This window comes from Gilliamella sp. B3022 (assembly GCF_028751545.1).
GTDB lineage: Bacteria > Pseudomonadota > Gammaproteobacteria > Enterobacterales > Orbaceae > Gilliamella.
On the sequence record NZ_CP071867.1, the window covers coordinates 1,491,643 to 1,505,685 of the forward strand.

General features: G+C 33.2%; 11 protein-coding genes and 1 pseudogene. 10 read left to right on the top strand and 2 right to left on the bottom strand.

Annotation, left to right across the window (positions count from 1 at the left end):
- Positions 1-79 precede the first annotated feature (79 nt).
- From J4T76_RS06745 to J4T76_RS06765, 5 genes and pseudogenes are all read left to right on the top strand, one after another.
- Entirely contained in the window at positions 80-2,041 is a 1,962-nt protein-coding gene (locus J4T76_RS06745; protein WP_267340045.1) for an extracellular solute-binding protein, read from the top strand.
- 1 nt (position 2,042) lies between these two features.
- Positions 2,043-3,131 (top strand): microcin C ABC transporter permease YejB, encoded by a 1,089-nt coding sequence (locus J4T76_RS06750; RefSeq protein ID WP_267340044.1) that lies wholly within the window; start codon positions 2,043-2,045, stop codon positions 3,129-3,131.
- Positions 3,131-4,162 carry an ABC transporter permease gene (locus J4T76_RS06755; RefSeq protein ID WP_267340043.1) on the top strand — a complete coding sequence of 344 codons (1,032 nt, stop codon included), beginning with the start codon at positions 3,131-3,133 and terminating at the stop codon, positions 4,160-4,162. The genes J4T76_RS06750 and J4T76_RS06755 overlap by 1 nt, the downstream gene beginning before the upstream one ends.
- Positions 4,159-5,733 (top strand): annotated as a pseudogene (gene yejF, locus J4T76_RS06760) (microcin C ABC transporter ATP-binding protein YejF); the annotation flags it as partial. The gene J4T76_RS06755 and the pseudogene yejF, both read left to right, overlap by 4 nt.
- Positions 5,734-5,969: 236 nt before the next feature.
- Complete coding sequence (locus J4T76_RS06765) at positions 5,970-6,827, top strand: hypothetical protein (protein ID WP_267340039.1); 858 nt, start codon at positions 5,970-5,972, stop codon at positions 6,825-6,827.
- 74 nt (positions 6,828-6,901) lie between these two features.
- Here J4T76_RS06765 and frdD read toward each other — a convergent pair whose 3' ends face one another.
- The gene (frdD, locus tag J4T76_RS06770) at positions 6,902-7,258 is read right to left on the bottom strand and encodes a fumarate reductase subunit FrdD (RefSeq protein WP_267340037.1); all 357 of its coding nucleotides are present in this window, start codon (positions 7,256-7,258) and stop codon (positions 6,902-6,904) included.
- 14 nt (positions 7,259-7,272) lie between these two features.
- On the bottom strand, positions 7,273-7,701 hold the full coding sequence (locus J4T76_RS06775) for a hypothetical protein (RefSeq protein WP_267340035.1): 429 nt from the start codon (positions 7,699-7,701) through the stop codon (positions 7,273-7,275).
- Positions 7,702-8,300: 599 nt separating this feature from the next.
- On the opposite strand from J4T76_RS06775, the gene casA reads away from it, so the two are divergent.
- From casA to cas6e, 5 genes are read left to right on the top strand one after another with little or no spacing between them, the layout of a single operon-like run.
- Positions 8,301-9,809, top strand: coding sequence for a type I-E CRISPR-associated protein Cse1/CasA (casA, locus tag J4T76_RS06780; RefSeq protein WP_267340034.1), 1,509 nt, complete (start codon positions 8,301-8,303; stop codon positions 9,807-9,809).
- A 39-nt stretch (positions 9,810-9,848) separates the two neighbouring features.
- Positions 9,849-10,466: a type I-E CRISPR-associated protein Cse2/CasB gene (gene casB / locus J4T76_RS06785; protein ID WP_267340032.1), complete on the top strand. Its 618-nt coding sequence runs from the start codon at positions 9,849-9,851 to the stop codon at positions 10,464-10,466.
- Between the two features lie 5 nt (positions 10,467-10,471).
- Positions 10,472-11,536: a type I-E CRISPR-associated protein Cas7/Cse4/CasC gene (gene cas7e / locus J4T76_RS06790; protein ID WP_267340031.1), complete on the top strand. Its 1,065-nt coding sequence runs from the start codon at positions 10,472-10,474 to the stop codon at positions 11,534-11,536.
- A gap of 12 nt (positions 11,537-11,548) precedes the next feature.
- A complete protein-coding gene (gene cas5e / locus J4T76_RS06795) occupies positions 11,549-12,292 on the top strand; it encodes a type I-E CRISPR-associated protein Cas5/CasD (protein WP_267340030.1) in 744 nt (247 codons plus the stop codon).
- Positions 12,293-12,964 carry a type I-E CRISPR-associated protein Cas6/Cse3/CasE gene (gene cas6e, locus J4T76_RS06800; protein ID WP_267340029.1) on the top strand — a complete coding sequence of 224 codons (672 nt, stop codon included), beginning with the start codon at positions 12,293-12,295 and terminating at the stop codon, positions 12,962-12,964. It begins immediately after the preceding gene.
- Positions 12,965-14,043: the final 1,079 nt, after the last annotated feature.

A 14,043-nucleotide genomic window follows, 5' to 3' on the forward strand; every position in this document is an offset into this window, starting at 1 on the left:
TGTTTTGAATCATGATGACAATAATTTCAATGGTACTCACCAATATTTATACCAGTGATTAAACAGGAATGACATTAGGATGATTAACCAATTCAAACAAAAAATGAATACACTACTTATCACAAGCTGTATAAGTGGGTTAACTATTTGTTCTATGACGGTTAATGCTCAAGAAAATCCGCCAGCACAATCGCCAACTTCAATAGAGGTGAAAGCTGATACTGTTTTGCCAAGCCAAACAATAATAAATGATGAGGCTACTCTCGTAGGACCTGTTCAAATTACTGAAAAAATCTATCATAAAACTATTTTTTCTTTGTTAGGTAAGCCTAAATATCCTGATGAATTTGATCATCTTGATTATGCAAATCCAAAAGCACCCAAAGGCGGAACGATTAAACTCGCCGAATTAGGTACTTTTGATAATTTCAATCGTTATGCTAGTCGAGGCGCACCCGAAAAAAATTCTGGATCATTATATGATACCCTTTTTACGAATTTAGCGGATGATATTACAAGTTTTTATCCGCTAATTGCGACATCCGTTACTTATTCTGATAATTATCGTTGGGCTGAAGTTACCATTAATCCTAATGCCCGTTTTCAAGATGGAAAACCGATCACTGCACATGATGTTGAATTTACTTTTCATAAATTTATGACAGAAGGCGTTCCACAATATCGTTTATATAATCAAAATATTACTGTTAAAGCACTCGATGACTACCATGTGCGTATCGATTTACCTGAATCAAATAGGGAAAAATTATTATCCTTTGTTGGCAATATGCCTGTTATACCACAACATTTTTGGCAAAATCACAATTTTTCTGAGCCAATTACTACCCCACCAGTTGGTAGTGGTCCTTATTTTATCAGCGATTATAAAATGGGACATTATGTGGTTTATCAACGCAATCCTAACTACTGGGCAAGCAATTTACCTATTAATAAAGGGATGAATAATTTTGATGAAAAACGCATTGAATACTATATGGATAGTAGTATTTCGTTAGAAGCATTTAAAGCAGGTGAATATGATCTCCGTGGTGAGGGGCAGCCCAAAAATTGGTTTACTCAATATCAAGGCCAATATTTTGATTCAAATGATATTATCAAACAAGAAAAACCAATTCAAACTGCTGTAGATACCAAGTGGTTAGCTTTTAATCTGAAAAAAGATTTGTTTAATGATGTCAAAGTTCGTGAAGCGATCACTTTAGCATTTGATTTTCAATGGTTAAATCATGCCTTTTATTACGATAGCTACAAAAGACCTTACAGTTTTTTTGAAAATACTATTTATGCTGCGATAGGTACTCCAAGTGATCAAGAATTAAAATGGCTTAATCAGTATAAAGATATTATCCCTGAACAGTCGTTCGATAATGCTTTTTATATCTCTAAAAGTGATGGTTTTGGATTTAATCGTGATAATTTATTAAAAGCGACAGATCTACTTAAACAAGCAGGATGGATAATTAAAGGAGGTAAATTAGTTAATGCCAAAACCAATCAACCTTTTGAATTTGAACTAGTTACATATCTCGGAGATGATGTTAAATATGCGACACCTTTTCAGAAAAACTTAGCTCGTTTAGGTATCACCATGAAAATAGTGTCACTTGATTATGCTCAGTTTACACGTCGTTTGCGTGAGCGTGATTATGATATGATGCCACGTAATTATGGCGCTAAAAATTATCCCTCATCAGACTTAATGATCCTTTGGGGAAGTGAATATCTTAATTCATCATGGAATGCTTCAGGATTACATAACCAAGCAATTGACGGAATTATCGCTGAAATTACTCGAAACTTAGAGAATGAATCAGAACTGATTCCTCTTGGGCGCGCACTTGATCGCATCTTAACTCATGAATATCCCATGATTCCAATGTGGTATAACAGCAATACTTATTATGCATATTGGAACAAATTTGGACAGCCAGCTGTTCATCCCGCTTACGCTATTGGTATCGATAGTTGGTGGTATGATGCAGATAAAGCAAATAGCTTGACTAAAAATCGGAAACATTAATATGCTTAATTATCTTGCTCGACGATTATTACTCATTATTCCCACGCTGTTTGTAATTTTAACGATTAACTTTTTTATCGTCCAAGTCGCACCAGGTGGTCCGGTTGATCAAGCATTAGCCATGATTGAAAATGGTCCGGAGGCAGTACAAGCAATTTTGCCGGGAATCGATAATAATGCAGTAAAATTGCAACAATATAAAAATGAGTCAAATTATCGAGGATCGCGTGGTCTTGATCCACAAATTGTTGTTATGATCGAAAAACAGTACGGTTTTGATAAACCAATAGTGGAACGTTATTTTGAAACATTAAAAAAATATGTCATGTTTGATTTTGGTGATAGCTTTTTTAAAAGTGAATCGGTAATTGGTTTAATTACTAAAAGTTTGCCTGTTTCGATTTCATTAGGGCTCTGGAGTACCCTAATTATTTATCTTATTTCAATTCCTTTAGGGATCCGTAAGGCGGTTAAAGATGGATCAATGTTTGATTTCTGGTCAAGTACATTAATCACTATTGGTTATGCAATACCCGCTTTTTTATTGGCGGTATTACTCATTGTGCTGTTTGCAGGTGGCAGTTATTGGGATATTTTCCCATTGCGTGGATTAATTTCCAATCATTTTGAACAGCTTGATTTTTGGGGTAAGGTAAAAGATTACGCATGGCATATTTGTTTACCGACTATTGCTATGGTGATCAGTGGATTTGCTTCTCTCACTATGCTAACCAAAAATTCTTTTCTAGATGAAATCCGTAAACAATATGTAATTACTGCGAGAGCCAAAGGTTTAACTGAAAAGCAGATCCTTTATAATCATGTGTTTCGTAATGCGACTTTACTAATTGTATCGGGCTTTCCGGCTGCTTTTGTTGGCATCTTATTTACCGGCTCGTTACTTATTGAAATAATATTTTCACTCAATGGTCTTGGTCTATTGGGTTATGAAGCGATTATTCAACGAGATTACCCTGTTATTTTTGGTTCGCTGTATATTTTTACATTAGTTGGACTGATTACTAAGTTATTATCTGATTTGTCCTATATGGTGATCGATCCACGCATTGACTTTGAGGCACGCAATTAATGACCTGCAATTACTCTATTAATCAGCAACGTTGGCAACGGTTTAAACATAATCGGCGTGGATATTTTTCACTTTGGTTGTTTTTGATCTTTTTTGTGATTAGCCTCTTTGCCGATTTTATTGCAAACGATAAGCCGATTGTTATTAAATATCAGGATAGTTTTTATTATCCTATTTTTCATTTCTATCCTGAAAGTAAATTCGGTGGACAATTTGATACGCAAACTAACTTTTTAGATCCGGTTGTGCAGCATAAAATAGAAGCTGATGGTTGGATGGTTTGGCCACCATTTCGGTATAGTTATAATACGTTAATTTATGATACACCAAGTACCTTTCCTACATCACCCTCTAACACACATTGGTTAGGTACCACTGATGCTGGGTTTGATGTGTTGGCAAATATATTATATGGTTTTCGTATTTCGATGTTTTTTGCCATTTTATTAACACTATTTACCACAATTATTTCCGTTATCATCGGCGCGATTCAAGGTTATTACGGTGGTAAAGTCGATTTGATTGGGCAACGTTTTATCGAAATTTGGTGTGGATTACCAGAGCTTTTTGTGATTATTTTATTGGCGAGTATTTTACCTCTTGATTTTTGGTGGTTACTAGGGATAACAGTGTTATTTGGTTGGATGGCTTTATCAGGTATTGTGCGTACTGAATTTTTGCGTACTCGTAATTTTGATTATATCCGCGCAGCCAAAGCAATGGGGGTTGCTGACAGCAAAATTATGTTTCGTCATATTTTACCTAATGCATTGGTTGCAACATTAACTTTTTTACCTTTTATTTTATGTGGTTCAATTACTACATTAACTTCTTTAGATTTTTTAGGTTTTGGTTTACCGATTGATTCACCTTCTCTTGGTCGTTTGTTGCTACAAGGTAAAAATAATTTGCAAGCGCCTTGGCTTGGTATTAGCTCTTTTTTAATTATTGCAACTTTGCTATCTTTGCTAATTTTTATTGGTGAAGCAATCAGAGATGCTTTTGATCCAAACAAGGGAGTGTATCAATGAGTACTACTTTATTATCTGTTGAGGATCTAAGTATTGCTTTCAAACGTGATACACAATCACAATTGCGTGTTGTAAGCAATGTGAGTTTTAATATTAATGAACAAGAAACACTTGCATTGGTTGGTGAATCAGGTTCAGGTAAAAGTGTGACTGCATTATCTATTTTACGTTTATTACGTAAAGAGCAGGTAAGTTATCCAACGGGTGATATTTTGTTTGAGGGGCAATCTTTGCTTCATGCTCCCGATAAAGAGCTTCGTAAAATTCGTGGCAATCAAATTAGTATGATTTTTCAAGAGCCTATGGTGTCGCTTAATCCATTACATACAGTTGAAAGACAACTTTATGAAGTACTATCATTGCATCGCGGTATGCGTCTTAATGCTGCTCGTAGCGAAATTTTGCAATATCTTGATCGTGTTGGAATTAAAGAACCTAAAAGTAAATTATCTGCTTTTCCTCATCAGCTATCTGGTGGAGAACGACAGCGGGTTATGATTGCCATGGCAATTCTAACCCATCCTAAATTATTGATTGCTGATGAACCAACTACCGCTTTAGATGTATCCGTACAAGCACAGATTATTCAATTGCTTAAAGAGCTTAAAAATGAATTGAATATGAGTATGTTATTTATCTCGCATAATCTTGGTATGGTCAAAAAGTTAGCTGATAAAGTGGCCGTTATGCAAAAAGGTAGAATTGTAGAATATAACAGTAAGCAACGTATTTTTTTATGTTCTGAACACGAATATACTCAAACATTACTAAATTCAGAACCAAGTGGTGATCCAGTTCTTTTACCTCAAACTCCAGGAATATTGCTTAGCGTTAACCATCTTAATGTGGATGTAATAACTAAAAAAAGGCTTTTTAGTCATGAACAAAAAAGAATTGTTGATAATGTTGGTTTGACAGTACATCAAGGTGAAACTGTTGGTCTTGTCGGGGAATCGGGCTCAGGAAAAAGCACTACAGCATTGGCTATTTTAAGATTGATTAAATCTCAAGGTGAAATCTTATTTGATAGCTACCCCATACAAAATTTAACAGGCAGAAAGCTATTACCATTTAGAAGTCGAATTCAAGTCGTTTTTCAAGATCCGTTTTCGTCACTCAATCCTCGTTTTAACGTTGAGCAAATTATTATCGAGGGTTTAATTACTCATAAAAAACTGAGTCAAGGTGAACGTAAAAAAGCGGTAATTGGTATTATGCAAGAGGTCGGTCTCGATCCTGATTTACGTTTTCGTTATCCAACCGAATTGTCTGGAGGGCAACGTCAACGTATTGCTATCGCTCGAGTACTAATTTTACAACCAGAATTATTGATATTAGATGAACCAACTTCATCTTTAGATCACACCACTCAAAAGCAAATTATTGATTTACTGAAATATTTACAAAAAAAGCATCAGCTCAGTTATCTCTTTATTAGTCATGATTTAGCGTTAATTTATTCAATATGTCATCAAGTAATTGTTATGAAGGATGCTCAAATTGTCGAGCAAGGTTCACGAGATAAGATTTTTTATTCTTGCGAACATGAATATACCAAAGCATTACTGTCATTTTTAGATAAACCCCCTCGTAGAGGAAGTAAAACCTTAATTCATGCCGATAAAGCTGAAAAAGTAGATAAGAGTGATCCAAAAAATGATCGTTCACGTAATCAAAAACAAGAAAAAAAAGTCGATTGGGAAAATGCTTTATTAATGCGCAAAAAATAGCTGTATATAAAGTAATAGTTGAAGTTAGGTTACTATTACCAATGGATAAATATTTATCACTTTTTAATAGGTTAGTCATGCAAAAACAAATATTACCGTGTTCAATAACACTCTGTCTGTTGTTACTTTCACCAACTGTAATGGCTTTAAGTTGTGGTGATGATTCCACTCAAAATAGGGTTCAAGCCAATAATTATATTTTTCAAATTTTGGATTTTATTGATTTACCAGCCCATGGTATTAAACAAGAAGTTAGAACATCAACAACAAGAATGAATAATCATAATGAGTTAACGGCTAAGCATACACTCAATTATGATCAAAATGGATTAATTACTCAAAGCCAATATGTTTTATTCACGGATGAGAATAAACGTGTTTATTCAGAATATTTGCAAAAAACAACCGTTGGTTGGGAAAATTTTATTGAAGATTTGGACGATAAAACAAGCAGTATCATTCAATTTAAAACCGACAGTCAAGGTAAAATAGTTGAGTCGCAACAAGCGAAAGAGGCTTTAGACTTTATCTTCATTGAAACGGATAGTTATGAATATGATATTAATAATTGTCTGATCAGCAAACAGGTGCAGTGGAAGCTTAAAGGAGTGGATGAACAAGGTAAATTTACCGGTGTTGATCAAAATGGTGCATCATCTTATACATTTAATTATCAAAAACAGCAATTAGCTAATGTGTCATATCAGTTTAGTAACAATACCCAAAATGAAAGTAACTTTTTATATCAATACGATAATAATCATCGCTTAACAGCAATACAATCAACTTATTTATCGGCAAGTAAAAATTCAGTGAACTCCACTACTCAATTTTTAACCTTTAATGACAAAAATAATTGGCTTACTGCAACAAAAATAAGAGAAGATCAAAAAAATAAACAAACGAATATTGTTAGAGAAATGACGTATTACTAATTTTTAACATTAATCAGCGTTATCCAACCGGATAACGCTTTTTGGCTATGAATCATATCTAAATATCTTATTATTTACATTCGAACAAACAAAATATAAATGGCATGGATAGTCCAGGCAAGAGCTAGAGCAACGGTAAGTATCTTTTCCCGTTTTGGGTAGATTTTATGATGGTGTAAAATCACAATAATCTTGTGTAATGCGCACCAAATTGGCAATGAAATCATGAAAAATAAAAATAATTTACCCGTTTCGGTATTTGTTACTTTAAGTATGTAAGAACGAGTTGTTGCATCGCTAAAAGGAATAATGAACGCAATTATTATTATGATGACGGGTAAAAAGACAGCAGTCCATGTACCGCCTAAAATAAATAATCCTTTCTCAAGTTTTCCTTTTTTGTGTGTAGTTTGAATTTCTTGATTTTTCATTGTATAAATACCGTTTATTTTGAAACAAATAACACTAAGTAAATTGAAATAGCGATTGTAACCAACCATAAGCCGGCAGTGAATAAATAATCCTGTGCTGTTTTATTCGATCTTGTTGAAAAAATAACTTTAGGTATTAAATTAAACCAACTTATTGAATGAAAAATAGCAATCAATAATACAATGCAATTTAGTACAACTACAAAAGGGCTACGTAAAAAAAAGATAAAACGATAAAACTCATCTTGTCCCATACTATTGGTATACATGCAAATTACGCCATACATTAATACTAAACTGCCCCAAAGCATCGCAAAGGGAATTAATTTATGCATAATAGCAATTATTAAAGGGTGCTTTATCTTAAATTGAACTACATCAATATGATTAACGTTTTCTTGTTTATCGTTGCTGGGATAGCTATTGTGTTGTTTTGGATTCATAAATCTCTCAATATCACCTTTAAACTCATTTAATGAAGAATACTTATCATGGTTAACTTTAACTTCCCAATTATAAAGGCAAACCTGATTTATGTCGCTAATTTTTGGCTGTAATAATATAAGCTTTAGCTTAACCTTAACCTATCCCTAGTATTATGAGCATCATCAATGATATGTAGTCAATAATGTAAAAAACGGTTACTCTATAGTTTATAAAAAAATTAAATAGAGATCGCATTCTATCAATTATTTAATGGAAAAAATTATAAAATTCTGTTTAGATGAATCGTCTTTGATTAAAAAATCCACGATAGTGGAGTAAAACCAATTATAGAGTTTATTTTTTCTCTTTATTTTGTTATCGAGATCAAATCATTGTGCAACATGATAATGAATTACATAAATAGCTAATAAACTCTTTCCATATTAAAGTTTGGCACTATTAAATAAAGCAAACAATTGACAAAAAAGAATTTCAGTCTTATCTTTTTAATTTTAGGTTAGAAAATAAGTTCAAAAATGATTATATAGTTTAATTCAAAGCCGATAATCGGAATAAGGTTAACATGCTGATTATAGATGAAATTAAGGAGTATAATTTGTCTTCTTTATCTTTATTAGACGAAAAATGGATTCCAGTTATTCATTTCGATGGTCATATTAGTAAAATTAATCCTTGCCAAATTTCTGATGAAACAATTTTCGATCTCGCCTATTTTCGACCTGATTTTCAAGGTGCTGGTTATCAATTTCTTATTGGTTTATTGCAAACGACTTTCTCGCCATATGATCATGAAGAGTGGTTTGAATATTGGGATAATGGTATTTTGCAATCAGAACTTAATAAAGCTTTTTCGCAAGTTCAAACAGCAATGCAATTTGGTGCAACTAAGCCAGCTTTTATGCAAGATTTTAATAAATTAAACACTAACTATTTGCCTATATCAGGTTTATTAGTAGAAGGTCCTGGTGAAAATGCATTAAAAAAGAATACAGATCACTTTATTAAGCGTGATTTCGTCAAAGCGATATGCCCACACTGTGCTGCAATAGCGTTATTTACTTTACAGACTAATGCTCCATCAGGAGGTCAAGGACATCGAGTCAGTTTACGAGGTGGAGGACCAATAACAACTTTGTTAATGCCAGAATTGAATCAAGCGGCACCATTATGGAAAAAGTTGTGGTTAAATGTGATGCCACTCAGTGATGACGAAAAACCTACACATTATGATGAAACTGTCTTTCCGTGGTTAAACAAAACAATAACTAGTGAACCGCCAAAAAATTTAAGTGTATTTCCTGAGCAAGCAAACTATTGTCAAGCCTTTTGGGGAATGCCACGCCGAATTGAACTTGATTTTAATCATGTTAAACAAGGTGAATGTGATTTGTGCGGTGAAACGTCGACACAATTAATAACTCATTATCAAACTAAGAATTACGGAATTCAATATCAAAACTGGCGTCATCCTTTAACACCATATCGAGTTGATATTAAAACAGGAGCGCTTTTAGCGATTAAAGGTCAACCGGGTGGATTAATTTACCGTGATTGGTTAGGTATGGTAACCAATTACGAAAACGTTGTAGCTGCTAAAATTATCTTTGTCAACGATGAACGAAGATTAAAAGGTAAGGATAAATGCAGATTGTGGTGCTTTGGATATGATTTTGACAACATGAAAGCGCGTTGTTGGTATGAACACACATTCCCTGTTATCCCTGCGTTAAATGAGCCGGATAATGATTTAGAAAATCTTATTTCATTAGCATTAGAATTGAGTAAAGAAACTTTACTAATTCTACGTAAGGCTATGGAAACTATTAATAAACAATCCAATGTTGTTAATCATGCTTTCTGGAAAGATACTGAACCGTATTTCTATCAATTAGTTAATCAACTTATCGTTCAAAAAAATAATCCAAACGGGCGATTAGATTTGTTAGCTGATTGGGCTAATACTTTATTAAATTATATTACACAAACCTATGATAAAACTGCATTTGCTTATTCAGATGAACAATCAGTTTTATCCCAAAAAATAACAGCAAGGGAGAAATTATTGACAGATTTCAATAAACTTAAGCGTTTTAAAAAAATATAAAATACTAATTATAATTATATGTAAGGGATGAAAAAAAGTATGTCAAACAATTTAATTAAAAGGACAATCATATTAAATGAAAGCCATAAAAGATGCATTGATGAATGGTTTTCAGTGTTACAACAAAGATCAAGTCGTTTTAATGGAGCTTCTTATAATGGGCGTCAGTTAAAAGCTGAACTCCGGCGTACATCATTACCTTATGGGGTAATATTACAAACCGGTTATTTTATTTTAGCTGATGCGTTATTTAGTGAGGAGCAGGGATTAAGATCAACATCTATCCATCAAGAAGCACTAGCAATATTTGTTGCTGTTGCTGCTTTTGTAAGTGAAAGTAATGACAAAAAATCATTTGCTGAACAATTAGGTGAAAAAACAAGGGGAGGGCAACATAATACTTTATCTCCTCTACGTTTTGAACAATTGCAAGCCAGTAGCACACCTGAAGAATTTTGCCGACGATTAATTCGTGCCGTCAAATCTCGTGGAGATAATGGTATCAATCTTTTTTCACTTGCTGATGGTATCTTTTTATGGGTACAAGAGTGGCATGATCGTTTGCAGAATTTGTCACCTGATATTAATCCTTTTCGACGCCTATCTGTTCGTTGGGCAATGGAGTACTATTCGACTAAAAAATCATCTAAGGAATAACGATTATGACAACATTTATTCAATTACATCTATTAACTGCTTATGCGCCTTCTAATTTAAATCGTGATGATTTAGGCCGCCCTAAAACTGCCAAAATGGGTAATAGTGATCGTTTACGTATTTCTTCGCAAAGTTTAAAAAGAGCATGGCGTACCTCGGATTGTTTCAATCAATCATTAAGTAACAATATGGGTATTCGATCTCGTCGGTTTGCAAGAGATTGGGTTTACGAAGTAATGAAAAATAAAGGTGTTGACGATATAATTGCTAAAAATAGTGCCATTAAAATTGCTGGGCAATTTGGTAAACTTAAAAACGAAAAGTCACCAAAAGATCCATTGACAAATTTTGAAATTGAACAGTTAGTGCATATTAGTTGTAATGAACAACAAGCTATTAAACGATTAGTGGAATTACTCATTACTGAACGACGCGAGCCAACAGATGCAGAAGTAAAATTATTACGTAAAGAAAATAGTAGTATTGATATTGCACTATTTGGTCGAATGTTAGCTGATAGTCCTGCATATAACGTTGAAGCTGCTTGTCAGGTATCTCATGCCTTAGGTGTTAGCAGTGTTATTATTGAGGACGATTTTTTTACTGCCGTTGATGATTTAAATAATAAAGAGCAAGATGCAGGTTCTGCACATTTGGGTGAGCGGGGCTTTGCTTCTGCATTATTTTATATTTATGTGTGTATCAGCCGAGACTTATTGCTGGAAAACTTAAATGGCGATGAAACATTAGTTGATACTACATTAAAAGCATTAATTGAATGTGCTGCTAAAGTTGCTCCAACCGGTATGCAAAATAGTTTTGCATCGCGAGCATATACTTCCTATTTATTGATAGAAAAAGGTAAGCAGCAACCCCGCTCTTTAGCAGTAGCTTATTTTAATCCAATACGTAGCGAGGATATGGTAAACGATGCTATTACACGCTTAGAGTTACAACTCAATAAATTTGATCAAGTTTATGGTTCTTGCGCTGATAGTCGTTATAAGCTTAATAGTGAAACAGGTGAAGGAAATTTAACGGCTGCTTTAGATTTTGTTATGCAAAAATAAGGGATAATAGATATGATAAAACATCTTATTTTTCAGATTTATGCACCATTAACATCATGGGGGCAACCTGCTGTAGGTGAAGTTCGCCATAGTAATGAGATTCCTTCACGTTCAGCTTTATTGGGGTTGATTGCTGCAGCATTAGGCATTCGGCGCACAGATGAGCAACTTAATACGTTTAATCAGCATTACCATTTTGCTATCCGTCCATTTAAAGCTAAGAGCAGTTGGTTTAGTGATTTTCAGACAGTACAAGCGCCAAGAGTAAATAAAAAAGAAACGTTTTATACTCGATTTGATGAGATTCGTCGAAATCCACGTGAACTTGAAACCTTACTTTCACAACGAGAATATTATAATGATATTTATTATCAAATTATTATAACTCAAACCCAAGAAGCACCTTATACTCTTGAGCAAATCAAACAAGCGTTATTACAGCCTGTTTTTCCATTATATATAGGAAGAAAAAACTCACCACTGGCGTTACCATTGGCACCTACTATTTTTGAAGGAACGTTAAGTGATGCCTTTATTTTTGCAGATAGATATTATCAGCAATATCATCAATCTGATTCTGCTATTAGCAATATATTAAAAAGTAATGCTGATGAATATTATTGGGAGCATGCGGAGGTTTATGACAATTTGGAAGTAACTAAAATTCAGCTTCGTCAAGATCAACCGATTAACCGTACTCGTTGGCAGTTTAAGCCACGACTGCAATATTCGGGATTTTTAAAAAGGAGCAAATAGATGTATTTTTCTCGAATTACCTTAAAATTAAATCGGCTTCCTTATGTCATGCAAAAGAAAATACAATATGCTGGTTTATATGCAATTCATCAATGGTTATGGCAGCTTTTTCCCAATCAAGATAAACGCACATTTTTATTTCGTGAGGAGCAAACTAATAAGGTTAGCCAGTATTATATATTATCAGAAGTTGCTCCTATAACAGATCATGAATTATTCTTTGTTGAAACCAAACGTTATTTCCCACAATTAAGTCTAGGGATGAAGTTAGCCTTTTCATTGCGCGTCAATCCAGTTGTTTTTAAAAAAGGCAAACGATCTGATGTAATGATGAACGTAAAATATCTCGCAAAAAAACAAGATTTATCTGAATTAGATCTAAAAAATCGCCAAAATGAAGCTGCTTTAAATTGGTTGATTAAACAGAGTGAAAATCGAGGATTTTCTCTATTTCAAAATAATGAAAAACAGGTTCGCTGCGATGTTATCGGAACAAAACAACATCAACTCCATAAACGAACAGGTATGAACCCAATCACTTTTACTAGTGTTGATTTTGAGGGAATTTTAACGGTTACCGATCCTCAACTTTTTTTAGAAACTCTTTATCAAGGTATTGGTAAAAGTAAAGGGTTTGGTTGTGGATTATTTTTAATTAAACGTTATCAATAGTTATTATTATATGAAATAGATTCCATTAAATTTAATTTCTTTAAAAAACCATTAATGATATTCTTTAATATGAATAGATTGATATTTAATGGGGTTGTATGTATCAATATAAATCAAGTTAGGATCTTTTTCTGTGATTTGATTGTTTGTACTATGTTAAAGCTATACACAAAAATAACACACATGGGTGTAAAATGAATTTTAATCTCTGATTTTTTATTTGTTTTGGGCGGTGAAATCACCGTTTGGATGTGCTTTCTAAAATAACTTGAGCCGAAGGATTGAACAATTTGTTTTATAGAGTTAAATTAGAATTTCATTATGATTTATATTCAAAAATTGTAAAAATTAGTGTGAATTTCGCTATGGTAGTATTGAGCTTCTTCACGCTCTAATGACATTTTACCTTTTGAGATTGTATAACCTTAATTTCTCGTCTATATTGGATTTAGTGTCACTAGTAATGAGTATGTCTGTCGTTATTTCAGAATATATATTATCTAGATTAGGGCTGTTCAGCCATTTAGGTTATTTAAAATTAGAACTGATGTTTACTTTGGCGATCTATCAAGATCTATTAGATTACTGTTGTTGGTAACAAATCACTGTTTTTATACAATGAGATAAAGTTGTTCCTACAGGAATAACGCATCCTGAATAAGGATTCGACCTCCAAACTGATGGTGTTATTAGAATAATTCAGATTGATTTAGTTGGACTAAATTTAGTCTCTTTTTTACTTATTTAAAATCAATATGTTCATGTCATTTAAAGAAATTTGTAGAATTTTGGTTTGCTAATAAACTAAAACCAAACCAAAGAATTATCTATTTAGCCTGTTCCCTGTATAAACAGGGATAAACCGTTTGCAGTTATTTGTTTTTTTAAAGTATTCTGTGTTCCCTGTAAACACAGGGATAACCTTCGAAATTGAAATCAAGAGAGTCCCCGTTGTCGGTTTCAGGTGATAACAGTATACACTTTGAAAGTCTTAATAAAGTTCAACTTTATCTCCTGACTAATATAGATCCTTATTTGTATTTATCTTTTAATGAATATCAATAAGCGAATTATATTTA